This is a genomic window from Kitasatospora sp. GP30 (assembly GCF_029892145.1).
Lineage (GTDB): Bacteria > Actinomycetota > Actinomycetes > Streptomycetales > Streptomycetaceae > Kitasatospora > Kitasatospora acidiphila.
On the sequence record NZ_JARZAH010000003.1, the window covers coordinates 199935 to 221593 of the forward strand.

Annotated in this window: 23 protein-coding genes and 2 pseudogenes; 11 read left to right on the forward strand and 14 right to left on the reverse strand. The window is 70.2% G+C overall.

Annotated features, from left to right (window positions below):
* Positions 1–11: 11 nt before the first annotated feature.
* Together P3T35_RS06670 and P3T35_RS06675 are read left to right on the forward strand one after the other, a co-directional pair.
* On the forward strand, positions 12–1013 hold the full coding sequence (locus tag P3T35_RS06670) for a nucleoside-diphosphate kinase (RefSeq protein WP_101379641.1): 1002 nt from the start codon (positions 12–14) through the stop codon (positions 1011–1013).
* A 59-nt stretch (positions 1014–1072) separates the two neighbouring features.
* Positions 1073–1654 carry a GNAT family N-acetyltransferase gene (locus P3T35_RS06675; protein ID WP_101379642.1) on the forward strand — a complete coding sequence of 194 codons (582 nt, stop codon included), beginning with the start codon at positions 1073–1075 and terminating at the stop codon, positions 1652–1654.
* A 4-nt stretch (positions 1655–1658) separates the two neighbouring features.
* On the opposite strand, the gene P3T35_RS06680 is transcribed toward P3T35_RS06675, so the two are convergent.
* From P3T35_RS06680 to P3T35_RS06705, 6 genes and pseudogenes are all read right to left on the reverse strand, one after another.
* A complete protein-coding gene (locus tag P3T35_RS06680) occupies positions 1659–2660 on the reverse strand; it encodes an alpha/beta hydrolase (RefSeq protein ID WP_101379643.1) in 1002 nt (333 codons plus the stop codon).
* Complete coding sequence (locus P3T35_RS06685; RefSeq protein WP_101379644.1) at positions 2650–4989, reverse strand: tetratricopeptide repeat protein; 2340 nt, start codon at positions 4987–4989, stop codon at positions 2650–2652. Before P3T35_RS06685 ends, P3T35_RS06680 begins: the two co-directional genes overlap by 11 nt.
* Before the next feature lie 272 nt (positions 4990–5261).
* Positions 5262–5672: a hypothetical protein gene (locus P3T35_RS06690; protein ID WP_143676768.1), complete on the reverse strand. Its 411-nt coding sequence runs from the start codon at positions 5670–5672 to the stop codon at positions 5262–5264.
* Positions 5673–5716: 44 nt separating this feature from the next.
* Complete coding sequence (locus P3T35_RS06695) at positions 5717–6127, reverse strand: hypothetical protein (protein WP_101379646.1); 411 nt, start codon at positions 6125–6127, stop codon at positions 5717–5719.
* A gap of 322 nt (positions 6128–6449) precedes the next feature.
* Positions 6450–6569, reverse strand: a pseudogene (locus P3T35_RS06700) (CoA transferase); the annotation flags it as partial.
* An 87-nt stretch (positions 6570–6656) separates the two neighbouring features.
* On the reverse strand, positions 6657–7244 hold the full coding sequence (locus P3T35_RS06705; RefSeq protein WP_101379647.1) for a DUF2165 domain-containing protein: 588 nt from the start codon (positions 7242–7244) through the stop codon (positions 6657–6659).
* Positions 7245–7601: 357 nt separating this feature from the next.
* Here P3T35_RS06705 and P3T35_RS06710 point away from each other — a divergent pair, with 357 nt between their 5' ends.
* Both P3T35_RS06710 and P3T35_RS06715 read left to right on the forward strand, forming a co-directional pair.
* Entirely contained in the window at positions 7602–8966 is a 1365-nt protein-coding gene (locus P3T35_RS06710) for a chloride channel protein (protein ID WP_280704647.1), read from the forward strand.
* Complete coding sequence (locus tag P3T35_RS06715; RefSeq protein ID WP_143676769.1) at positions 8963–9826, forward strand: YhjD/YihY/BrkB family envelope integrity protein; 864 nt, start codon at positions 8963–8965, stop codon at positions 9824–9826. Before P3T35_RS06710 ends, P3T35_RS06715 begins: the two co-directional genes overlap by 4 nt.
* Positions 9827–9844: 18 nt before the next feature.
* On the opposite strand, the gene P3T35_RS06720 is transcribed toward P3T35_RS06715, so the two are convergent.
* A complete protein-coding gene (locus P3T35_RS06720) occupies positions 9845–11179 on the reverse strand; it encodes a hypothetical protein (protein ID WP_101379649.1) in 1335 nt (444 codons plus the stop codon).
* Positions 11180–11479: 300 nt separating this feature from the next.
* Here P3T35_RS06720 and P3T35_RS06725 point away from each other — a divergent pair, with 300 nt between their 5' ends.
* Positions 11480–13042 carry an RICIN domain-containing protein gene (locus P3T35_RS06725; protein ID WP_101379650.1) on the forward strand — a complete coding sequence of 521 codons (1563 nt, stop codon included), beginning with the start codon at positions 11480–11482 and terminating at the stop codon, positions 13040–13042.
* 7 nt (positions 13043–13049) lie between these two features.
* Here P3T35_RS06725 and P3T35_RS06730 read toward each other — a convergent pair whose 3' ends face one another.
* Positions 13050–13172 (reverse strand): hypothetical protein, encoded by a 123-nt coding sequence (locus tag P3T35_RS06730; RefSeq protein WP_280704648.1) that lies wholly within the window; start codon positions 13170–13172, stop codon positions 13050–13052.
* Positions 13173–13329: 157 nt separating this feature from the next.
* Positions 13330–14211 (reverse strand): SDR family oxidoreductase, encoded by an 882-nt coding sequence (locus tag P3T35_RS06735; protein ID WP_101379651.1) that lies wholly within the window; start codon positions 14209–14211, stop codon positions 13330–13332.
* Between the two features lie 83 nt (positions 14212–14294).
* On the opposite strand from P3T35_RS06735, the gene P3T35_RS06740 reads away from it, so the two are divergent.
* The gene (locus P3T35_RS06740) at positions 14295–14876 is read left to right on the forward strand and encodes a TetR/AcrR family transcriptional regulator (protein ID WP_101379652.1); all 582 of its coding nucleotides are present in this window, start codon (positions 14295–14297) and stop codon (positions 14874–14876) included.
* A 26-nt stretch (positions 14877–14902) separates the two neighbouring features.
* Entirely contained in the window at positions 14903–15028 is a 126-nt protein-coding gene (locus P3T35_RS06745; protein WP_280704650.1) for a hypothetical protein, read from the forward strand.
* A gap of 87 nt (positions 15029–15115) precedes the next feature.
* On the opposite strand, the gene P3T35_RS06750 is transcribed toward P3T35_RS06745, so the two are convergent.
* Positions 15116–15847 carry an alpha/beta hydrolase gene (locus P3T35_RS06750; RefSeq protein WP_101379653.1) on the reverse strand — a complete coding sequence of 244 codons (732 nt, stop codon included), beginning with the start codon at positions 15845–15847 and terminating at the stop codon, positions 15116–15118.
* 313 nt (positions 15848–16160) lie between these two features.
* On the opposite strand from P3T35_RS06750, the gene P3T35_RS06755 reads away from it, so the two are divergent.
* Complete coding sequence (locus tag P3T35_RS06755) at positions 16161–16712, forward strand: histidine phosphatase family protein (RefSeq protein WP_101379654.1); 552 nt, start codon at positions 16161–16163, stop codon at positions 16710–16712.
* On the opposite strand, the gene P3T35_RS06760 is transcribed toward P3T35_RS06755, so the two are convergent.
* From P3T35_RS06760 to P3T35_RS06770, 3 genes are all read right to left on the reverse strand, one after another.
* Positions 16709–16900: a hypothetical protein gene (locus P3T35_RS06760; protein ID WP_101379655.1), complete on the reverse strand. Its 192-nt coding sequence runs from the start codon at positions 16898–16900 to the stop codon at positions 16709–16711. The genes P3T35_RS06755 and P3T35_RS06760 overlap by 4 nt on opposite strands.
* A gap of 68 nt (positions 16901–16968) precedes the next feature.
* Positions 16969–17160 (reverse strand): hypothetical protein, encoded by a 192-nt coding sequence (locus P3T35_RS06765; RefSeq protein ID WP_101379656.1) that lies wholly within the window; start codon positions 17158–17160, stop codon positions 16969–16971.
* Positions 17161–17168: 8 nt separating this feature from the next.
* Positions 17169–18020 carry a helix-turn-helix transcriptional regulator gene (locus tag P3T35_RS06770; RefSeq protein WP_101379657.1) on the reverse strand — a complete coding sequence of 284 codons (852 nt, stop codon included), beginning with the start codon at positions 18018–18020 and terminating at the stop codon, positions 17169–17171.
* A 275-nt stretch (positions 18021–18295) separates the two neighbouring features.
* On the opposite strand from P3T35_RS06770, the gene P3T35_RS06775 reads away from it, so the two are divergent.
* Positions 18296–18760 (forward strand): ATP-binding protein, encoded by a 465-nt coding sequence (locus P3T35_RS06775; protein WP_101379658.1) that lies wholly within the window; start codon positions 18296–18298, stop codon positions 18758–18760.
* Between the two features lie 649 nt (positions 18761–19409).
* On the opposite strand, the gene P3T35_RS06780 is transcribed toward P3T35_RS06775, so the two are convergent.
* Positions 19410–20024: a DUF3995 domain-containing protein gene (locus tag P3T35_RS06780; RefSeq protein WP_101379659.1), complete on the reverse strand. Its 615-nt coding sequence runs from the start codon at positions 20022–20024 to the stop codon at positions 19410–19412.
* Positions 20025–20162: 138 nt separating this feature from the next.
* On the opposite strand from P3T35_RS06780, the pseudogene P3T35_RS06785 reads away from it, so the two are divergent.
* Positions 20163–20321, forward strand: a pseudogene (locus P3T35_RS06785) (IS5/IS1182 family transposase); the annotation flags it as partial.
* Between the two features lie 142 nt (positions 20322–20463).
* Complete coding sequence (locus tag P3T35_RS06790; protein ID WP_101379660.1) at positions 20464–21219, forward strand: 2-phosphosulfolactate phosphatase; 756 nt, start codon at positions 20464–20466, stop codon at positions 21217–21219.
* The last annotated feature ends 440 nt before the right edge of the window (positions 21220–21659 follow it).

Genomic DNA, 21659 nt, shown 5'->3' on the forward strand with positions numbered 1-21659 from the left:
GAGGCATCACCATGCCCCAGCACATGACCACCGTGCCCGGCCGCGAGGTCGCCTGGCGGGCCCTGACCGCCAGCCCGGGCAAGGCCGAACTCTTCCTCCGGGAACCGCACCTGGGGATCGGCATGACGGCCGCGGAGGCGGCACTCGGCCCGGACTTCCCCGCCCGCCTCCAGCGGTTGGCGCTGCTGGTCATCCAGCCGGACTGCATCGCCCAGCGGCGGGTCGAGCGGTGCCTGGACTTTCTGCGGGCGCACGACTTCGAGCCCGTGGCCGCCGTTCCGTTCGTCCTGGAGGCGGAGATGACCGCCGAGGTCTGGCGCTACCAGGTCAACACCGCCACCGAGGACAGCCGCAACGTCTGCGACCTGTTCTGTGCCTGGACCGAGTCGCTGCTGCTGGTCGTCCGCGATCGCACCGCGCGCCCGGCCATCCCGGCGAGCCTGCGGCTGACCGCGCTCAAGGGGGCCTCCTCGCCGCTGGAGCGCACGCCGCACCAGCTGCGGACCCACCTGGGTGCCACCAACCGCATCGTGTCGGCGGTGCACTGCTCGGACGAGCCGATCGACCTGCTGCGGGAGCCGCCGATCCTGCTGCCCACCGGAGTCGAGAGCCTGTACGCGCAGATCGCCGACGTCCTCGACGGCCGGACCGAACTCGACCTCGACCCGATCGTCAAGGACCTCTACGAGCGGACTCCCACGCATGACATCGACGTCGGCCGGGCGGCCGGGCGGATCCTGGACCGGGTCGCGGCGGCGGCGATGTCGCCGCTGCTGGCCGCCCGCGCCGCCCGGCTCCGCAGCGACCTGGCGGCCTGGCGCAGCCGGGAGCGTCAGCTGCGCTGGCCGACCTTCGCGGCGGACCTGCGGGCCTTCGGCATCGACCCGCACTCCTGGGACGGCCTGCTGGTCGCCAGTGAGTACCTGGACTACGACCGGCCAGGTGTCGTCCGGGAGTTGGAGGGGTCCGGCCTCCAGGAGTGGTCGGCAGGGCAGGGTGAGCTGCTGGTCTGAGCCCGCCGCGCGCGGGACCGGCTGCGGGCCCCGCGCGCGGCGGCAGGCAGACTTGGCGCATGCAGATCGTGTCATTCCCGGAGGAGGCCGCGCCCCGGCAGTTGCGTGCCCAGGTGCTGGACCTGCAGAACGAGGCCTGGCCGTCCGACGGCGGCGAGGGCCAGGGCGCCGGTGCGTTGACGCACGACCCCGCGCTGCGGCCGTGCTCGGTGCTGCTGGTGGACGGGCCCGTGGTGCTGGCCGCGCTGGACATCCTGTCGAAGGAGATCGTCCACGCCGGCCGGCGTCTGCTGGCGGGCGGGCTCAGCACGGTGGTGACCCGGAGGTCCGCGCGCGGTCTTGGACACGGCCGTCAACTGGTGTCAGCGGCGAGGCAGTTGATGGCCGACCAAGGGCTCGACATCGGCCTGTTCAGCTGCGACCGCCCGCTCCAGGGGTTCTATGAGAGCGCGGGGTGGCAACTACTGCCCGGCGCCGTGCTGATCGGCGGCACGGCGCGGACGCCCTTCCCCAGCGACCGGCCGGGGTTCGACAAAGTCACCATGGCCGACTTCTTCTCCCCGGCCGGCCGGCAAGCGGGGCCGTCCTTCCCGCACAGCCGCATCGAGCTCTACCCCGGGGAGATCGACAAGCTCTGGTGACGGTTCACCGTCCGAGGATCCGCCGCAGCCAGCGGGAGCGGGCGTCGCGGGCGTCCCGACTGAGGGCCGCCCGCGGTGCGATGGTGTCGAAGCCGTGGAACGCACCGGGCCAGACGTGCAGTTCGGCGTCGCCGCCGGCCTGCCAGATCGCGTTGGCGTAGGCCACGGCCTCGTCCCTGAAGGTCTCGGCCGAGCCGACCTCCAGGTAGGCCGGGGGAAGCGAGGACAGCTCGGTGGCGCGCGCCGGAGCCGCGTAGGGTGACAGGTCGGCGGCACCGTACCGGTCGCCCAGCAGGGCCTGCCAGGCAACCGCGTTGGCGGCCCGGTCCCACGGGTCGTGGCCGGCCATCTGATGGCTGGAGAAGGTGTCGCCCCGGTCGTCGAGCATCGGGCTCAGCAGCAGCTGGCCGATCGGCGCCGGCCCGCCGCGGTCGCGGGTCAACAGGGCCAGTGCGGCGGCGAGTCCACCGCCGGCGCTCTTGCCGCCGAGGATGATGCGGTCCGCGTCCAAGCCGAGTTCGGCCGCGTGCTCGGCCGCCCGGAGCAGGCCGGCGTAGCAGTCCTCGACCGGTTCGAGGTACCGCGCCTTCGGGGCCAACCGGTACTCGACGGAGATGACGGCGAGTTGCAGCGGAAGGGCCCACTCGCGAAGCAGCCTCGGCAGCACGGACCAGGCATTGCCCATGATCATGCCGCCGCCGTGCAGGTAGTAGAGGAGCGGCAGCGGCCCGGCGACCCCGGCGGGCCGTGCGCCCACCAGGACGACCCCGCTCCCGTCCGCCACCGGCGCCCGCAGCTCGACCACCTCGAACCGGCCGTCGTCCTGGAGTTCGCCGATCGTCGGCCTGGGCCGCGCCGCCGCGTCCCGCTGCTGCCGAGCCTCCAGCCCCGCCAGGGTGAGCGGCTCCCCCGGGCCGACGGTGGCCAGCACGGCGGCCAACTCCGGGTCGAAGGGCGGCACCTGAGCCGCGCCACCGGTCCGCAGCGGCGCTTCATCACTCTTCATCATCAGTCAACTCGGTTATCCGGGTGAGTAGTTCACGAGCATCCCGGAGCTCTGGCGCTTTCAACTTCTCGAACACGGCGAGGGCCCTCTCAAGGTCCGGACGGGCCGCCTGGTGCTGTCCGGTGGCGGACAGGCACCGGGCGATGCCGAAGAGCGCACCGGCCTCGGCGTGCAAGTCACCGGAGGCACTGGCGATGTGCTGCGCTTCCCGCAGCACCTGCAAGGCCTCGTCGTACTGCTGGAGCGTCTCGTGGAACTCGGCGATGTTGTGCAGGGCGAGCCCGAGCCCGATGGCGTCCCGGTCCTCGCGGTGCATCGCCAGTTTCCGATGCAGGTAGTCGAGGGCCTCCAGCGGCCGCTTCAGCTCCCACAGGCAGATCGCGACGCTGTTCAGCGCCGTGCCTTCCCGTTTGCGGTCGCCGGCGCGGCCGGCCGCCGCCAGGGCCTGCATCGAACAGTCGAGACCTGCCTCCAACTCCCCCGATTCCACCAAGACTCGGGCCAGATTACTCAGCGTCGCCGCCTCACCGCTCACATCGCCGAGCTCCCGCCGCACCTCGAGGGCCCGGGTCAGCTGCGGGGCCGCCGACTCGGGCCGGCCCAGCGCCGCCAGGCAGATCCCCAGGTTGCTGCGCACCCACGCCTCGCCGGCCAGGTGGCGGCCGGCGAGCGCGGACTCCAGCCCCAACTCATGGACGTGCAGAGTCTCCTGCAAGTGGCAGCGCAGGAGCAGGTACATGGACATCGATGTCGCCAGCCGCCAGGCGAGGTCGCTGCCGGGTATCCCGGCGGCTCGCTCGGCGGCGGCGAGCAGGTTCGCGTACTCCTGGTCGCACCAGGCCATCGCCTCGGCGCTACCGTCGAACCCGGCGGGGACGGCCGCCATCGGGGGCAGCTCCAACGGCAGGGTGTAGCGCGCCGGCATGATCTGCTGGGCGGCAGCATCGACGGACGCCAGGTACCAGCTCAACACCCGCTCGACGGCGTTGCGTTCCTCATCGTGTTCCTGCTGGGCCAGTCCGCTGGCGTAGGCGTGCAGCAGGTCGTGCAGAGCGTAGCGGCCAGGGGTCTGCTGCTGGACCAGGTGCTCGTCCTGCAGGTACTCCAGCAGCAACTCGGACTCAGCCTCTCCCAGTTCGGCCAGCGCCGCAGCCGCCGGCGCGGTGAAGTCCTGCCCTGGATGCAGCGCCAGCAACCGGAACAGGCGCTGGGTGCGGGAGTCCAGTCCCCCGTAGGACAGGTCGAAGACGTCCTGCAGCGGCTGGGTGCCGACCGCATCCACACCGTGCTTGCGCAGCCGGCTCATCAGGTACGCCAGGCTCCAGGAAGGGCGGGAACGCAGGCGGGCGGCGACCAGCGCGACCGCCAACGGCAGGTAGCCGCACGCCTCGACGACGGCCTCCGCCGCCTCCGGCTCGGCCGCCACCCGCTCCGCGCCGACGATCCGGGTGAGCAGCGAGACGGCGTCCCCCTGATCGAACACGTCCAGCTGGGTCACGACCGCGTCGTCGAGCTCGATCAGGCTGCGGCGACTGGTGATCAGCACCAGGCACGACGGGGAGGACGGGACCAGCGGGCGCACCTGCTGCTCATCGGCGGCGTTGTCCAGGATGATCAGCGCGCTCTTGCCGTTGATCCGGTCGCGGAACATCGCCGCGCGTTCGTCCAGGCCGTCGGGGATCTGCTGGGCCGGCACCTCCAGATGCCGCAGGAAGCTGTCCAGGACCGCCGCCGGATCGATGGGCGGCGACTCCGGGTCGAAGCCCCGCAGGTTCACGTACAGCTGCACGTCCTGGTAGCGGCCGTCACGCACCAACCGGTGTGCGGCATGGAGCGCCAACTGGGTCTTGCCGACCCCGGCCATCCCCTCGATCGCCGAAATCACCACCGTGGCGGCCGCGTTATCGGCGCGGGGGCGGACCGCTGCCGCCAGCAGGGCTTCGAGTTCCGTGCTGCGACCGGTGAACGTGGCCAGGTCGGCCGGGAGTTGACGCAGCGCCCCGGTCGGCCCGCCGGTCTTGGCGCAGGCGTGCACCCTGACACACGCCTTCCGCCACCGGTCCACCTCGTCCTCGCCCAACCCCAGGGCCCGGACGATCCCGACCACCAGGTCCAAGTCCAGGCGCCGACGGGCGACTTTGAAGGCGTCCACGACGGTGAACGGCGAGACGGTGCGCGCCGGTCGCAGCAGCGGCCCGACCCGCTTGGCCAGCACCCGGTAGGAGGGCTGACCGGCCCAGATCCGCAACTCGCCCAGCAGAACGATGAATTCCGCCAGATCCGCGGCCTTTCCCGGATCCGGCGCTCCCTGCTGACCCGACTCCGCCATTTCCCCGCCGCCTTCACGCCTCTGCTACCTGTCGGTTCGCCTGGAGTCTATGGCGCGTGTGGGGGTGTGTGGAGTACGTGACCACACATGCGGCCGTCGGACATCCTGAACCTGCGACGCCGAGGCCGGCGGAATCACGGTCCGGCGCGACTGAGGCCGGCAGCGGCCGGCGGGAGGGCCGGTTCGCTGCCGGCCTCGGGCTGCGGGCGGGCAGAGGGGAACCGATGGCTTGACGGCCCACCCGGGTTCGGGTGGGCCGTCAGTGCCGGGGATCAGGAGACGTTGACCGCCGGGGACTCACCCGCGTAGTAGTAGGTGGGAGAGGTGAACCACGCCACACCGTAGTAGTTTCCGGGAGGCGCGGTGATGGACGGGCCCACCACCGACCCGTAGTAGGCGTCGACCTGACGGCACGTGGTCGGGCCCATCTGCCCGCCGCCGCTGTTGACGATCTTGATACACAGGTCGATGGTGTTGTGGACGGCATCGCCGGTGTACGCGGCGGCGTGGATGTTGTTCCCGCCGTCGTAGGTGATGCAGGCCTGGGTGTTCACGCCGTCGGCGTAGTACGGGGCGCGGCAGCCGCCGCCCGTGGCGAGAGCCGATGCGCTGCCGGCGCTGAACAGACTGCTGGTCGCGGCGAGCGCCAGCACACCAGCCGACGCGGCGATACGAAACCTCACGGTGACTCCATTGGTCGATGTCTGGGTGTCAGGGACTGATGCCGTCAGGAGACGGCGATGGACGGGGAGTTGACGGCTGCGTAGGACGAACCCGCCGTGAACCACGCCACGTTGCGGTAGGCGCCGGAAGGCACCGACACCGACGGCCCGATGACGCTTCCGTGGTAGGCGTCCACTTCGGCGCATCTCTCGCTGTTCGCGACGGCGGCGCCCTGGGCGTTGACGATCTCGACGCACAGGTAGACGGAGTTGTGGACGGAGTCGCTGGTGTAGGCGGCACCCTGGATCGAGGTCGCACCGGTCGCGGAGACGCAGGACTGGACCAGGGCGCCATTCAGGTAGGACGAGGTGCAGCCGCCACCGGAGACGGCGGCTGCTGCGCTGCCGGCACTGAACAGACCGGCGGTCGCGGCGAGCGCCAGCACACCGGCCGACGCGGCAGGACGGAACTTCACGGCAACTCCTCTGCTGAAGGAACGGCGTTCTCGCGGGCCCCGGCCGGCGGGGCTCGTCGGAGCTGGTGAGCGGGCGCGGCCCACCCCCGTGAGGTCGCGCCCGCCAGTGCCAACGCAAGACTGGCCGAACGGACTTGATGAAGTCCCGTTTTCCGCACAACCCCACACAGTCCCAGGAGGCGCCGCTCGTAGCGCTCCGCCCCTACTCCCCCAAGACCCCGCTCCCGCGCAGCTGCGCCACCCGCTCGTCCGAGCACCCGAGCCCCCGCAGCACCGGGGCGGTGCGCTCGCCCAACGCCGGGACCGGGCCCATCGGGAGGTCGTCGTAGCCGCGGGCGAAGTCGCCGCCGTCGGGCCGCTCCACCTTCACCACCCTGGCCCCCAGGTCGGCCAGGTGCCCGGTCGCGGGCGGCGCGGCCACCGCCTGCTCCACCGCGATCACCGTGACACCCCCGGCGGCAGCGACACGCCGACTCCCTCCGTCCCTCCCGTCGTGGCTGCGCGGAGGCCTACCCAAGGGCGCGCGGGTTCAGTCGGCGGCGGGGTCAGCCGGCGCTGGGGTTCGGTCGGTCTCGCCCCAGTGGCGGGACGGCAGTTGGACGACCAGGAGGGTGATCCCCGCCAGGGTGATGTTGCGGATCGCCGCGTCCAGCCCGTTCCACGCCTTGGACTGCCACATCGCGAACCACTCACCGCCGATCGCGATGAACCCGGCCCCGAACAGCAGCAGCATCATCACCAGCCCGAGGGTGGCGGCCTCGCGTGCCCTGGTGTAGCCGCGTCGGCGGCGCAGGGCCGGGAGCCAGTAGGCCGTCGCGGCGATCAGGATCAGGGCGGTGGCCGCCTCCCAGACGATGATCGCGACGTACGCGACGTCCTGCAGGGTGCGCGAGGTGATGGCCCGCCACATCAGGTGCCGGTCGCGGAAGGTGGTGTCCATCGCCAGGACATGGTGGACGAACTGCTGGTTGGTCCCGAAGTCGGTGATGTTCCCGAAGACGACGAGGAGCAGGTAGAGCGCGACCGTGGCGGTCAGCACGGCGGCGGCGACGGGCAGGGTGCCGAGGGCGAGCAGGCGGTTCGGGCGGGCGGTGGCCGGTGTTCCGGTGGCAGGCATGGCACTCAGGGTAGTGGCGGGTGCGGCGCACGGTGACGGAGGCGGAGAGTGCCGATCGGGGGCGAGCGGCCTCCCCTTCGGACGGTGAGCCACCTGGCTGCGGGCGTGGGCCGTTCGCGTGACGCTTCCCCGCATCGCTGGGCCGTCGCGGTCGGCCCGCCCGGTGGCGATGGATGCTGGTGGCTGCTCTGCGAGTGCACGTCGTGGGCGCGGGCCCGTCGCGTCCTTCGCTGAGACCGAAGACCTGAGACCGAAGACCTGAGACCTGAGATCGGCGACCTGCGACCTGAGAGCGGCGACCCGAGACCGCCGGCCCGAGACCGGCGACCCGAGAGCGGTGGCGAGGAGGCGATTCGCTTGGCGGCCGACGGCGGTTCCCCGGCGGTCGGGGCAGCGGCACCCGACCCCTTCGCCCTGGTCCGGACCGCCGGCTACCTGAAGCTGCTGGTCCTGGCAGCCGTCCTCGGGGTTCCGATCTCCGTGGCGGCCTTCGGCTTCCTGGCCCTGGTCTCCAGGCTGCAGTCGCTGACCTACACCGATCTGCCCAGGGGGCTGGGCTTCCACGGCACGCCACCCTGGTGGCCGCTGCCGCTGCTCGGCGTCGCCGGTGTGCTGGTCGCCGCGACCATCCGGTACCTCCCCGGGACGGGTGGCCACCGGCCGGCCGAGGGCCTGAAGACGTCCGGCGCACCCGCGCCGATCGAGCTTCCGGGCGTGTTCGTCGCGGCGCTGACCACCCTGGCCCTCGGCGCGGTCCTCGGCCCCGAAGCTCCGCTGATCGCGCTCAGCAGCGGACTGGCCGTGCTGGCCGTCAAGCTGACGCGCCAGGACCTCCCCGCACAGGCTCTGGGCGTCGTCGGCGCCGCCGGAGCCTTCGCGGGCGTCAGCACACTGCTGGGGTCGCCGCTCCTCGGCGCCTTCCTCCTGATGGAGGCTTCCGGACTCGGCGGTCCGATGCTGGGCCTGGTCCTGGTTCCCGGCCTGCTCGCCGCCGGCATCGGCTCGCTCATCTTCATCGGCCTGGACGCCTGGACCGGCCTGGGCACCTACTCCCTGACGCTGCCGAGCGTGCCGCACGCCGATCGACCGGACATCGCCGGCCTCGGCTGGGCGCTCGTCATCGGAGTGGCGGCCGCCCTCCTCGGCACCGGCATCCGGCGGCTGGCCCTCCTGCTGCAGGCGCGGGCGGAGCGGCACCGGATGCCGGTGACCGTGCTGATGGGCCTGGCGGTCGCCGGACTCGCCATCGCCTACACCGAGGGCACCGGCAAGGGCGCGTCCGAGGTGCTCTACTCGGGGCAGAGCGCCTTGGGCCCGCTGCTGGCGCACCACGCCGACTACACGGCCGGTGCGCTGACCCTGCTCATCACGTGCAAGGCGCTGGCGTACACCGCATCACTGAGCGCCTTCCGCGGCGGCCCGATCTTCCCGGCGATGTTCGTGGGGGCGGCCGGGGGGATGGCGCTCTCCCATCTGCCCGGGTTGCCCCTCACGGCGGCGTTCGCGATGGGCATCGGCGCCATGTCGGTCGCGATGTTGCGGCTCCCGATGACTTCGGTGCTCCTGGCGACGCTGCTGCTCGGCGTCAACGGTCTCACCGTCATGCCGCTGGTGATCATCGCGGTGGTCGTCGCCTACGTCCTGACGCTCCGGCTCGCTCCGCGCGGCGGCGGGAGCCGGCCCGCGGCGGAAGGCCCGAAGCGGGCTGACCCGGTGTCATGAAACTCCAAGACCGCTGGGGCGTACGGCAGGTGCGCCGGATCGCCGAGTCGGCCCAGGAGTGGTTCGCCGAGTCATGGGCCGAGACGCTGTGGAACCGACTGCAGTCCCTCGGGTTCATCAACCGGGGGATGCTGTTCGCCGCCACCCTGCTGCTGTGCTTCTTCCCGTTCATGATCGTGGCGGACGCGCTGGCCGGCCGGTCGGCGGTGACCAGGATGTCCCGGCGTCTCGGCCTCAACCACCAGGCCGCCACCGATGTCCAGAGCCTGTTCGCATCCTCGACCGCCACGAGCAACGCCGTCGCCGGGGCGGCCTCGGTCTTCTTCGTCGTGGGCGGCATCGCCGCGGCAGCGGCGCTGCAGGAGCTCTACCAGCAGATCTTCGGCCTCCAGGGCCGGGGGGTCAGGGACATGCCCCACCAACTGCTCGCGCTGGCCGTCCTGGTGGCGGGCGTCGCCCTGTCCGCCTGGGCCTCCCCGGCCCTGCACCACGCCGGCGGGCCGGTACTGCTCGGCATCCTCGGCACGGTCGGGGTCACCGCGTACTGGTGGCTCACGATGTGGCTCCTCCTGGCGGGGCGGATCCCTTGGCGGGAGCTGTTCCCGTCCGCCTGCGCCACCGGCCTGTACTACCTGGGCATGGTGCTGGTGCTCTCGTCCGTCGCCTCCGGCATGGTCACCTCGGACTCGAGGGAGTACGGCCCCATCGGGGTGGTCTTCTCACTGATGTCCTGGCTGATCGCCCTCGGAGTGGTGATCATCCTGGGTGCGGTGACGGGCATCGTGTGGCGGGAGCACGAACTGTCGTTCGCGGCCGCGTTCAGGCGGTTGCGCGGGGGTCGGGAGCGGCACCAGGGGTGAGGGGGGCGTTCCTGGGGGCTACTGCTGGGCGGCGGCCCGGCGGGTGGTGGCCTCGGCGGCCGCGGTCCGCAGGCGGACGTAGAACGGGTTGGCTTGGTCGATCCGCCACAGGTGCAGGTAGACCAGCATCTGGTTGAGCACGGTGTCGTACTCGACGAGCGTTCCGGAGTTCTGGCCCGCTGCCTCCTCCCAGGCCAGCAGCCTGGCCTCCTCCTCGTCGTTGATCTTGCCGGCTTGGCGGAAGACGGTCGCGTAGCGACCGAGCTTGCCGCCCTGCCTCCCGTAGTCGAGCTTCTCCACCAGTAGGTCGTACTGGTCGGGGTGGAACGTGGTGTCCGCGTTCAGGAGCGCCAGGAGCTCCCTCATGGTCTGGGCGCGCTGCTGGGCGAGTTGGGCGATCTGCTGCGGGGTGGTGTCGACCGGTGCCAGGGCCATCACGGAGCTGCTGTTGAACGCCTGGTGTGCGGAGACGTGCGTCAGCTCATGGGTGATGTGGCCCAGCAGGAAGGGCGTTCCGCCCCGGGCCTGGGTGTCGACGTTGAAGGTGTACTCGGTGTCGGCCAGTTCCTCCGGTGCCGGCTGGTTCACCGACATGCCGGGCATCCCGGTCGGGTACCGCATGGTGGTCACCAGGTTGGCCACGCCCACCACTTCCTCGATGACAGCGCGGGTTTCGGCAGGAAGGTCCTGGTCATCGCGCAGGGCGTTCAGTTCGTCGATGTAGCTGCGGATCATCTGCTGGAAGTCCACCGGACTGAGGGCCTGCCCCTCGCCCCGCGCGTCCTCGGGCAGGTTGCGCCGGTGGAACTCGCCCAGGGCGAAGTCGTGTTGCCGGATGATCGCGAGACCGGCGTCGATCTGGGCCAGCACGTCCCGGAACCGCTTCTCGCCCTGCGACAGGATCTGTTGCTTCGGGCCCAGCACGAGATTGCTGCGCTCGCTGTCGGCCTGGTCGCGCAGGTTCTCAACTCCCGCGCTGCGCTGCCCGTTGGGCTTGGCGTTGAGGTAGGTCAGGCAGGCGTTCACGATGGCGCCCAGCGCGGTCACCTGCTGCTGCTGGGAGGGGTTCTGCAGGGCGTGGAAGTTGCGCAGGGCCTGGTCGACATTCGTGATCGCCGACTTGGACCGCAGCCCGGGGGCGCTGGTCTGCCCCTTGAACGTCTTCTCGTCCATCACCCGGGCCACCGTCACGGGTGCGCTGGAGGTGGCCATCAGCTGGACCACGGCGGCGTTTCCGGCGGTGCGCTGGAGGGAGAGGAGGTCAGGTGGGCCGCTCCCCCGACGCACGGCGCCGGCCGCTTCGGTGCGCTGGTCGGGGGCGGCTTCCTGCTTGCGGGGCTCGCGGGCGTACATGGCAGCAGGGTACGAGCGGGATTGCCGGGCGGGGTAGGGACGTTGGGGCAGGGCGGGGGCGGGGGCGGCTGCCCTTGGGTGCCACGGCTTGTGCGGGTACCTAGCGCTTTGACAGATGAGTGGGCGCGCGGCACGTAGTTCGCAACCAAAGTGATTCCATCGGACGACCTGCTTGTGTTCCTGCTCCCAAGCGCTCTTACCGTGGAGGCTGCTTGGCACTGATCCTGACGGCGGGCCACAAGCCCGTTGTGCACCGTCGCAAGAATCCACCACAGGTGCACTCCCAGGAGAGGGAAACCCATGGCCATCGGATTTCGCCTGCCGCACGGCTTCGCCGCCTTGGGCATCGCCGTCCTCGCCGTCACGGCCGCCGTCCCGCTGGCGGCGACGCCCGCGCTGGCGGCGGCCGCCCCCATCTGCCTGAGCGGTACCCTCCAGTACGACTACCAGTCGGCCGAAGCCGGCACGGCAAAGCCCACGATGACCAAGCCGGTCCGCAACGCGAACGTCCAGCTGTGGGGCAACGAGAAGTCCACCGACAGCCCGCACCAGCTCACCGCCGACTACCAGTACACCGACGTCAACGACGGTAGCTTCAACCTCTGCTACACGCCGACCTCCACCACCTCGATGAGCAGCATGTGGGTGCGGTTCCGCACCGAGAGCACCAAGCTGTGGAAGGTCAGCGACACCACGGGCACCCCCTACACCCTGGACTCGCCCGTCCAGACCAACATTGCCGCCAGCACCTCCCTCGGCACCCTCAAGCCCTCCGTCGACACCGCCCGGGCCTGGCACGCTTTCGACACCGTCAACCTCCTGTGGTGGAACCGCAACAACCCCACCAGCGACTGCTGGTCCGCCCACGAGGCGGACAGCAACGCCTGCACCGAACTCAACGTCCAGTGGACCGCCAACTCGGCCGACGGTCCGTACTACGACCTGGCCAACACCGTGCACCTCTCCGCCGCCGACCCCGACTCCGAGCACACCGTGCTCCACGAGTCCGGCCACTTCCTCATGCACCGCTTGTACAACGGCTGGTGGCCGACCGTCACCAACTGCAGCCCGCACTACATCAACCTGGTCAGCTCCGGTACCTGCGCCTGGGTCGAGGGCTTCGCCGACTCCACCGCCGCCTACCTCCTCGGCGACTACCGCTACGTGTGGTCCGACGGCAGCAGCTACAGCTTCACCTACACCACCAACTGGAACACCGGTGACCAGGTCCAGGGCAACGTGGACGGCTCGCTGCTCGACCTGTGGAACAACGTGGACGGTGGCTGGAACAACACCATCAGCGTGCTGACCACGCACACCCCGTCCACCTTCGCCGACTACTTCAAGACCGACCGGCCCGCTGCCAACCCCCCGCTCGCCACCACCGGACCCGCGCTCAGCTACCTCGCCGCCCACACCGTCAACTACGGCCCCACGATCGTCGACGACGGCCACTTCCACAGCCTCACCAACGGCGGCGGCCTGGCTCTGGAACAAGCGGGCCAGTGCACGAGCGTCTCCAGCACCGTCGCCGACCTCAACGCCTATGACTCCTCGCTCTCCTCGGAGCAGTGGCTGGTGCGCACAAACGCGGACGGCACGCTGCGGATCATCAACGGCTGTCCGCAGCACCTCGTGCTGACCGGGCCCAGCACCGCCGGCGGCCAGGCCACCCTGCGCGCCGTCAACTCCTCCGACCCGCACCAGGAATGGCGGCTCACCCAGAATGGCAGCGGCACCCTGACGATCACCGACACGGCGACCGGATACTCCCTCGACAGCGCCGCCGTCAGCATCGGCGCAACCGTCACCACCAACCCGGCCGGCAACGCCAACACCCAGGACTGGGCGGCTCTCACCTGACGGTCAGTCAGATCACGTACCAGCTCTCGATCCCGCCGTGCAGGAGGACCTCGACCGGGGCGTGGGAAGCCATGTAGGCGACATGGGCAGGGGCCGAGAAGCCCCTGCCCATGGTCGTGACCACCGGCACGGCGCTGGGCTGCGGCGTGCCGGCCTCCGGCGTTCAACCGCACGCTCGGCCGGCTCTACCACTGCTTCAAGAACCGCCAGCCGGTCAACGAACAGATCGCCTTCGCGTCCGTTCCTCTCCGACTCCTTTGCGACCGCCGACCGGTCCGGCAGCCGCCTCAGGCCCCGATGTTCTCCAGGTCGTCGAGCAGGCTCGGGTGCGTCGGCTCCCAGCCGAGGGCGGCGCGGGTGTGACCGCTGGATGCGGGCTGGTCGGTCGCGAAGATCGGGCCGAGGGCACCGAAACCCTCCTGCGGCACCGACTCGACCGGGAGGCCGAGCCGCCGCCCGATGACCCCGACGATGTCGCGCACCGCATCGCCTTCGTCGGCGACGGCGTGCCACGAGCTTCCGGCCGGAGCCTTCTCCAACGCGAGCCGGAACAGGACGGCGGCGTCGAGCGCGTGGACGGCCGGCCAGCGCTGCGCGCCGTCCCCGGGGTAGCCGGCCACGCCGGTGCGGCGGGCGATGTCGGCGAGCAGCCCGGCGAACCCGCCCTGACCCTGGTTGTGGACCGTGCGCGGCAGCCGTACCGCCGAGCTGCGCACGCCGCGGGAGGCGAGAGCGAGTGCGCGCATCACCGACCGGCTGCGTCCGGCGACGGGTCCGTCGGCCGGCAGCGGGTCGTCCTCGGTCGATGCGCGTCCCGCCACGTGGGGCGTGCCGGACACGGTGACGAGCGGCCGATCCGTGCCGACGAGGGCGTCACCGAGCGCCGCGAGCGCGGCGGCCTCTTCGGCGACCCCTCGCGCGAGTGCCTCGGGCGAGCTGAAGTCGTTGCTGAAGGCGAGGTGGATGACGCCGTCTGCCTGCTGCGCGCCGGTTCGCAGCACATCGAGGTCGGTGAGACCGCCGCGGAGCACGTCGGCGCCGGCGGCTTCGGCGCGCGCCGCAGAGGCGTCGGAACGAGCGAGGGCAGTGACGGAATGGCCTGTGGTGAGCAGTTCGGCGACGACGGCGGAGCCGATCAGGCCCGTTCCGCCGGTGATGAAGACGCGCATGGCGAGCTCCAAAGAGTGATGCGACTAGTGTCCCATCACCGTACACCTGATGCGACACATGTCGCATCGTCTAGGATGGTCATATGCCGAGATGGAAGCCCGATGCCCGACAACGCCTGGTCGTGGCGGCGCTCGGCCTGTTCGCCGAGCAGGGCTATGACGAAACGACGGTCGCTCAGATCTCCGAGCGGGCAGGGCTCACGCGGAGCACGTTCTTCCGCCACTTCGCCGACAAGCGGGAGATCCTCACCGCGGGTCAGAAGGCCCTCAGCCGCCTGCTAGCCGAGGGCATCGATGCCGCCCCCGCGGACGCGACACCGATGACGGCCGTCGCGGCCGGCCTGGAGCGCGCATCAGGTGAGATGACATCGTTCAACCGCGAGATCAGCCCGCTGCTGCACGCGGCGATCGAGGCGAACGCGGAGTTGCAGGAGCGCAACGCGTTGAAGAGCATCGGCATGGCCACGGCGATGGTCGAGGCGTTGAAGCGACGGGACGTCCCGGAACCCACGGCCCACGTGGCCGCCGAACTCGGCGTACTCGCGTTCAAGCTCGGCTTCAGCCGGTGGGCCGACCCCAGCCGCGACGAGAACCCGGGCGAGCTGGCCACCCACACCCGAGCCGCATTCGACGAACTCCGCGCGGCAGCCGCAGAGCTGCGCTAGCCGCCCGCTCAGGCTGGGTCCAGCTGATGGTGGCGCTGGTGGCCGGGCGCCGCCCCGACCGGGCCGGTACCGCCGCGGTCGGGGCGGTCGTGCATCTGCCGGCCACCGCCATCGAGGAGGGTCGGGACCTGTCCTCGATGGCGGTGGCCTGACCTGGCCTGGCCTGACCTGGCCTGACCTGGCCTGGCCTGGCCTGACCTACAGCGCCTACCGGCTGCTGTAGGCCTGGCGGCCCGGCCTTACTTCAGGTGCCGGCCGAAGAACCGGTCCCCGTCCTCCCTCTCGAACCACGGGGTGCCGGTGTGCCCGCCCAGATTGGCGTGCAGCGTCTTCTGCTTGCTGCCGAAGGCGTCGAACAGATCGAGGGCCCGCTGCCGCGGGTTCCCTTCGTCGTCCCACTGCAGCAGGAACAGCAGCGGAATGGTGACCTGCCGGGCCTCCTCGCGCTGGGCGCGGGGCACGTAACCCCCGGCGAAGAGACCGGCGGCCGCGATGCGCGGCTCGACCACCGCCAGCCGGATGCCGACGGCGGTCCACCCCGAGTACCCGACCGGGCCGCCGATCTCAGGCAGCGTAAGGAGGGCGTCCAGGGTGGTCTGCCATTCCGGGACCGCCTTCTCGACCAGCGGGCCGATGAAGGACTCGAAGATCTCATCGACCGGCTCGCCGGCCTGCATCGCCCGGCGGATGTCGGCGCGGGCCTGGTCGTCCGCGGCGGAACGGGGCCGGTCACCGCCCCCGGGGGCGTCGATGGCGGCCACCGCGTAGCCGCACGCCGCCGTGTACCGGGCCCGGGCCACCAGCCGGGGTTCCGCCTTGGGCAGGCCGTTGTTGTGGGCCATCAGGATCAGCGGGACCGGTGCGGACGCGGATGCGGTTCCGGGCGTCCACAGGGTGCCGGGGATCTCGCCGAGGGTGAATTCGCGTTCGAGGACGCCGTCGTCGTGGCGCTGCTCGGAAGTGAAGTGCATGGTCGTACCTTTCGGGAGTGCTCTTGAACGGCGCTCCCGGACGACCTATCGCCCGACCGTGGCCCCAGAGGGGAGCACCCATGTCGATACTGCGTTCACGGGTACCACCTCCTCGGTCTCTTGCACGGCCTCCGGAAAGGTAGCAGGCGGCCGCCGTGGTTCGCCAACAGGTTTTCGCGCAGGCTCCGTGGCACGCCCGGCGCGCGGTCCTCGTCTGAAACATGCCGCGTCCGCAGTGGAATGGGCAATGTACTGGTGAGGTCGACCGCTTACCGAAGCGCCCGACCCGCCGAGGCAACCTGGGAGCCCCGCAATGGCAGTAGAGATCGTCTACGAGACACACTCCACCACCATCGACAACGAGGCGGGCATCGCCACCGGCTGGCTCCCCGGCCGGCTCTCGACACTCGGCCGCCGCCAGGCCGCGGAACTCGGCGAACGCCGACGCGTTGGCGGCTTCGCCGCAGTCTTCACCTCCGACCTGGACCGGGCCGTGGAGACGGCACGGATCGCGTTCCCCGACGGCAGGCCACCGCTCCACCAGGACATCCGGCTGCGCGAGTGCAACTACGGCGACCTCAACGGCACCCCGGTCGCCGGGATCGCCGCCCAACGGGCCCGCCACATCGACGAGCCCTTCCCCGGCGGCCAGAGCTACCGCCAAGTCCTCGCAGCCACCGAAGCGTTCCTCTATGACCTGGCCACCCGTTGGGACGGCAGCCGGATCCTGGTGATCGCCCACTCGGCCAACCGATGGGCCCTGGACTGCTTACTCACCGGCGCCTCACTGGAAGACGTCGTGGCAGCCCCGCCTGCCTGGCGCCCGGGCTGGCACTACACGCTTCCTTCTGGCTGGACGGCCTAGAGGAGGTGGTCCGCCTTGCCTGCCTTGATGTCGAGAATCAGGGTGCGGAGGGCGGCGAGGGATTCGGAGATGGCGTGCTGCTCTTGGCCGTTGACGGCGATGTAGGCGTTGCCGGTGGGGTCGGTGCCGAGGCGGAAGCAGTTGTTGCCCTCGGCGCAGAAGGGGGCTTCCCACGTGATGTCGGGCATCGATGCGCCTCCCAATGAGATGAGCCGGGGCTAGCACTGAGACGCTTGCCCCGGCTTGCTTCTGACCACTACAGCAGATGGTCTGCCTTACCCGCCTTGATGTCCAGGATCAGCGTACGGAGGGCGGCAACGGAGTCAGAGATTGCGTGCTCTTCCTCGCCGTTGACCGCGACGTAGGCGTTGCCGGAGGCGTCAGTACCGAGACGGAAACAGTTATTACCCTCGCCACAGAACGGCGCTTCCCAAGTGACATCAGCCATCAGGACTCCTAAAGGTCTTGAGCAATAGCATGTATGAAGTCCCGTGACTTCTCTGGTGACAGCGCTGCCGCTGCCATCCAGTCGAGGTGTGCACGATACTTCGCAAGTTGAGCCTCAGCGTTCATGAACTCGGGCCCGTGGGCAGAGTCCAGTTGCACTGTATCGAGTTGGGGAACCGGGCCCTGAGCGTAGAGCAGCGCATGACCTGCCCCTGGAAACACTCCACACTCGACCGGCAGGACTCGGAGCGTGATGTTCTCGCGCTCCGACACAGCACAGAGGTGCTCAAGCTGACCTCGCATGACCTTGCGCCCACCAAAGTGCATCCGAAGGGCGGCTTCATGCACATACCCGACGTAAGGAACCGGATCCGGTCGTTCGAGAACCCGTTGCCTGGCCATCCGGTGACTCACGCGCAGCTCAATCTCCAACCGCGACAATGGCGGTAGGACAGCACCGAAGACCGTGCGGGCGTACTCGTCAGTGTGCAGGAGGCCAGGCACGTGAACGGTCTGGGCAGTCTGGATGCGCGCGGCATGCCATTCAAGCTCGGCGATGTCGCTGAGGCCGGCTGGCAGAGCCCCACGAAACTCTTCCCACCAGCCACGATTCTGGCCCTCGGCCATAGCTACGAGCGCTTCTACATGATCCTCGTCCGCGCAGGAATAGTTGCTGGCCAGTGTCCGAACCCGCTCAGCGCTGACCACTCGAACGCCTGACTCCATGTTGGAGATCTTCGTTCGGTCGAGTCCAAGCAAGCCGGCCGCATACTCCGTGCTCACTCCGGCAGCAGTACGGAGCTTGCGAAGCTCGGCACCCAAGCGCTTCTGACGTTCCGTCGGAACAGATCGAGTCGGCATGCCATCCTCTCAGGCTGACTTGGGGCCAGTCTGCCCCCTGGGCACCCTCGATCCAACTCGTTCGAGGCAATTACCGGTGAATCAGTGGCACAGTGCCACAACAGGCGCTAGCTTCAGGTATCAAGAGAGTCACATACGGCTACGCCGGAAGTGCACCGCGCGAGCATGCCCGCCTTCCCTGGGACCGGCATGCCCGCGCCCAGGGAGGCAGGCCACCGGCAGCGCCGCCGCAACCAACAGCACAACCACCCCCGCGCCCTGACCAGGAGTCAGCCATGCCCGGAACCTCGCTCACCACGCCCGCCGCCACCTCCCCCTCCTCCCCGGCCATCGCCGCCATCCCGCCCCTCCCCCGCCACTGGCGCTTCCCCTCCGAGCCCGCGTCCGTCCCGCGCGCCCGGCGCGCGATCGCCGACGCGCTCCCCGACCACTGCCCCACGCAACTCTCCTACGAGCTCCGCCTCCTCACCACCGAGCTCGTCACCAACGCCATCCGACACGGCGCCGACCCCCACGAGGACGAGCTGATCGAGCTCTCCTTCTGGACCGCCGACGGCCACTACTGGCTCGCCGTCTCCGACCCCTCCCCCACCCACCCCACCCTCAAGCGCCCCGCCCCGGACACCGAAACCGGCCGCGGCCTCCTCCTCGTCGACTCCCTCAGCGACGCCTGGGGCATCAAGTCCCGCCCCACCCGCGGAAAGTCCGTCATCGCCGGCATCCGCATCACCAACCCCTGAACACCCGCTCCACCCCAACTCCGCTGCCCTGTCCCACGAGACGGGGCAGCGAACCACTCACCCCCTCGCCGCATCACGCGAACTAACCACACTCCCAGCCGAGTTCAAACACCTATCCATGGCGAGTCGGTATTGGGAGCTGGCTAGTCCGGGGCCGAGACGACCGGACCTCACCTTCAGGGCGACCACCACTGGACCTTGCCGGTCAGCCCACCGCGCGAGCGACCCAGCCCCGCCGCCTTGAGCCGAGCCCGGCGGCGCCGACGCAGTCGTCGGCGCCCGCCCGCTGGGACTCCCTAGGAGCGTGGGTCAGTAACGAGCAAGCGGGCCCGCTGGCCGTGATCGAAGGAGCGGTCGCGGCTGTCTGCTGGCGCCTGTGAGGCTCTGGTGGGGTCCTGCCCGTCGGGTGGCCGGCTAGTAGGGCCTGGTTCGTGGCCGGGGAGACCGGGTCGGTCAGCCGGCCACGGGTTCTGATGGCCTTACGGCGGCTGTAGGCGGCCGTCCGGGCTTGGTCCGCAGTTTGCGGGCCATGCGCTCCTTGAGGGTGGCGCCGGCGGGGATGCGTCCGCGTGGTGCGGGAGGGACCTGCTCGTCGTGGGCGGGTCGGTCGGTGGCCTGGGGTACTGGGGTCCTGAACTGAGGAGACGCCTCAGCCGATGCCGGTGATGATGGACGCGAGGGAGAGCAGGCCGGCGCCGAGCGCTCCCACGGCGGCGTAGCGTCGGATCACCTGCCGGGTGTCGTGGCGGCGCAAATAGCGCAGCAGAGCCGCGCCGAAGGCCAGGCCGCCGGTGACGAAGTACGGGCCCCACAAATAGAGGTACCAGTGGGTCAGCCCGGCGATGTCGGGGCGGACGTCGATCGCGCCGATCTCGGCCAGGATTCCGTGGACGACGAACATGGAGCCGTGGCAGACGAGCAGTACCGTGGCGCCACCGGCGCTGAACACCACGAGGCGGCTGATCCAGCCGTCCTGGCGGCGGGTCAGGCCGACACCCACCAGGGCCGCGTAGAGCTTGAGGAAGCCGGTCACCCAGAGCAGGGCCAGGAACCACGGCACCCCGTCCTCGGCCATCTTCACCAGCTCGGGCGCCACCGTCGACTGGGCGCCGAAGGTGCCGCCCATCGCCCAGACGAAGCTGGGAATCGCGAACAGGACTCCCCACACCGCAACGACGTATCCCGCCCACTTGCCCGGGGGGAGACCGGTTGCCCCGTGCGGTACCGGGTGCACTGCCTCGCCCACATGGTGCTTGATCGGCATGACTCCACAGTGGCTGAAGCCGCGACCTCGGGGAGTCCTCCGCGGGAAGGACCTTCTCCCCCGTAGGAGCTAGGAGCGTGGGTAACTGACGGGCAGCCCGCCTGCGTCTCGTGATCTTTCGCGCGGGATGATCCCGGTATGCGCAGTGGGGATGGGCTCTTCGAGATCGAGCCGGTCGAGGCGAAGCGGCCGCAGGGTCGCGCGGCAGCGGTGGACAAGACCTTCCGGGCGTTCGACCCGCACCAGGCCCTGCTGCTGCCGCCCTCGCTGGACGACTGGCTGCCCGAGGACCACCTCCTGACCCACGCTCCTAGTGCAGCGCCGTACTGATCCTGCGAGGGTCTTGATCAAGGGCACGGGCGTAACGGTGCGTGGCTACTCTGAGCGAGGGTCACCCCGCTGACGTTGGTGTCTGCAGACAATGGCATGGTCGTCAGCTATGGACGATTGGTTCTTGCAGGCGGGCAGCGGGGCACGGTTCGATTGGGGGCCCGTTGGCGCGCGGCGGCTCGCGGCGGATGTCGCGTGTTTGGTGGTTGTGGACGTGTTGTCGTTCACGACCTCGGTGACGGTGGCGGTGGAGTCCGGAACGCGGGTCTTTCCGTACGCCTGGCATGACGAGTCGGCGGTGAAGTTCGCTGATGCGATGGGCGCGCAGTTGGCCGCTGGGCGACGGACGGCCAGCCCGGACTCGCCGTGGTCGCTGTCGCCGGCGGCGCTGAGGAACGCTCCGTTCGTCCCGCGCCTGGTCCTGCCGTCTCCCAACGGCTCCTCCATCGCCGCCGCGGCCGGTGGGTCGGTGGTCGTCGCGGCTTGTCTGCGCAACGCGACGGCGGTGGGGAACTGGCTCGCGCATCACGATTATGGAACACCTGAGCGTGCGGTTGCCGTGATCGCCTCGGGTGAACGATGGCCGGACGGCAGCCTGCGCCCCGCCCTGGAGGACCTGCTCGGTGCTGGAGCGGTCCTCTCGGCGCTGCGGGAGCAGCGCGGTGGTTCCATGTCGCCTGAGGCAGCCGCTGCGGTCGCCTGCTTCGAGGCGACGAGGGATGTCACGGCTGCGGTCGCCGACAGCGCATCCGGCCGGGAACTTTCGTATGGGGGCTTCGCCGACGACGTGGGCATCGCGACCGAGTTGGACGCCTGTGGCATCGTTCCGGTCCTCACTGACGGAGCGTTCACGGCAGTGGGATGACCCCCCGAGACCCTGGCCGGCGTCGATCGGTGTGCCGGTGAGCCGGTGCTTCACCACGATGCGGCCAGGTCGGCCCCCGGGACCACGGGATTCGTTGAGGTCGGGGTGGGAGCATGGCGGTCGAGAGCCCCTTCATCGTGTGCTGGAACCAGGTCCAACTGGGGATGCTGAAGCAGTTGGCTCGTTCTCGGAAGGCCGCTGTGCGGCAGGTCCAGCGGGCCAAGGCGGCACTGGCCGCGGCCGACGGGCAGGCCAACGCAGCCATCGCCCGTGAAGTGACCACTACTGATGCGATACGGCGTGGTTCTCTCCGACCGCATGATGGCGCAGTGGTTGAAGGCGCTGGCGAATCCGCCGCGCGGATTCGTGGGTCCGAGGTGAGCCGTCCTGCTGGCGCGGGTGTGCAACGCTGTTGCGACATCGAATCGGACTGCGTTCGG

Coding starts and splice junctions, on each gene's coding strand:
- P3T35_RS06705 (WP_101379647.1), bottom strand. CDS start 7,244: ATGCCTGCCACCGGAACACCGGCCACCGCCCGCCCGAACCGCCTGCTC.
- P3T35_RS06720 (WP_101379649.1), bottom strand. CDS start 11,179: ATGTACGCCCGCGAGCCCCGCAAGCAGGAAGCCGCCCCCGACCAGCGC.
- P3T35_RS06755 (WP_101379654.1), top strand. CDS start 16,161: ATGGCAGTAGAGATCGTCTACGAGACACACTCCACCACCATCGACAAC.
- P3T35_RS06725 (WP_101379650.1), top strand. CDS start 11,480: ATGGCCATCGGATTTCGCCTGCCGCACGGCTTCGCCGCCTTGGGCATC.
- P3T35_RS06790 (WP_101379660.1), top strand. CDS start 20,464: ATGGACGATTGGTTCTTGCAGGCGGGCAGCGGGGCACGGTTCGATTGG.
- P3T35_RS06670 (WP_101379641.1), top strand. CDS start 12: ATGCCCCAGCACATGACCACCGTGCCCGGCCGCGAGGTCGCCTGGCGG.
- P3T35_RS06775 (WP_101379658.1), top strand. CDS start 18,296: ATGCCCGGAACCTCGCTCACCACGCCCGCCGCCACCTCCCCCTCCTCC.
- P3T35_RS06780 (WP_101379659.1), bottom strand. CDS start 20,024: ATGCCGATCAAGCACCATGTGGGCGAGGCAGTGCACCCGGTACCGCAC.
- P3T35_RS06685 (WP_101379644.1), bottom strand. CDS start 4,989: ATGGCGGAGTCGGGTCAGCAGGGAGCGCCGGATCCGGGAAAGGCCGCG.
- P3T35_RS06715 (WP_143676769.1), top strand. CDS start 8,963: ATGAAACTCCAAGACCGCTGGGGCGTACGGCAGGTGCGCCGGATCGCC.
- P3T35_RS06740 (WP_101379652.1), top strand. CDS start 14,295: ATGCCGAGATGGAAGCCCGATGCCCGACAACGCCTGGTCGTGGCGGCG.
- P3T35_RS06750 (WP_101379653.1), bottom strand. CDS start 15,847: ATGCACTTCACTTCCGAGCAGCGCCACGACGACGGCGTCCTCGAACGC.
- P3T35_RS06680 (WP_101379643.1), bottom strand. CDS start 2,660: ATGAAGAGTGATGAAGCGCCGCTGCGGACCGGTGGCGCGGCTCAGGTG.
- P3T35_RS06745 (WP_280704650.1), top strand. CDS start 14,903: ATGGTGGCGCTGGTGGCCGGGCGCCGCCCCGACCGGGCCGGTACCGCC.
- P3T35_RS06735 (WP_101379651.1), bottom strand. CDS start 14,211: ATGCGCGTCTTCATCACCGGCGGAACGGGCCTGATCGGCTCCGCCGTC.
- P3T35_RS06760 (WP_101379655.1), bottom strand. CDS start 16,900: ATGCCCGACATCACGTGGGAAGCCCCCTTCTGCGCCGAGGGCAACAAC.
- P3T35_RS06765 (WP_101379656.1), bottom strand. CDS start 17,160: ATGGCTGATGTCACTTGGGAAGCGCCGTTCTGTGGCGAGGGTAATAAC.
- P3T35_RS06675 (WP_101379642.1), top strand. CDS start 1,073: ATGCAGATCGTGTCATTCCCGGAGGAGGCCGCGCCCCGGCAGTTGCGT.
- P3T35_RS06770 (WP_101379657.1), bottom strand. CDS start 18,020: ATGCCGACTCGATCTGTTCCGACGGAACGTCAGAAGCGCTTGGGTGCC.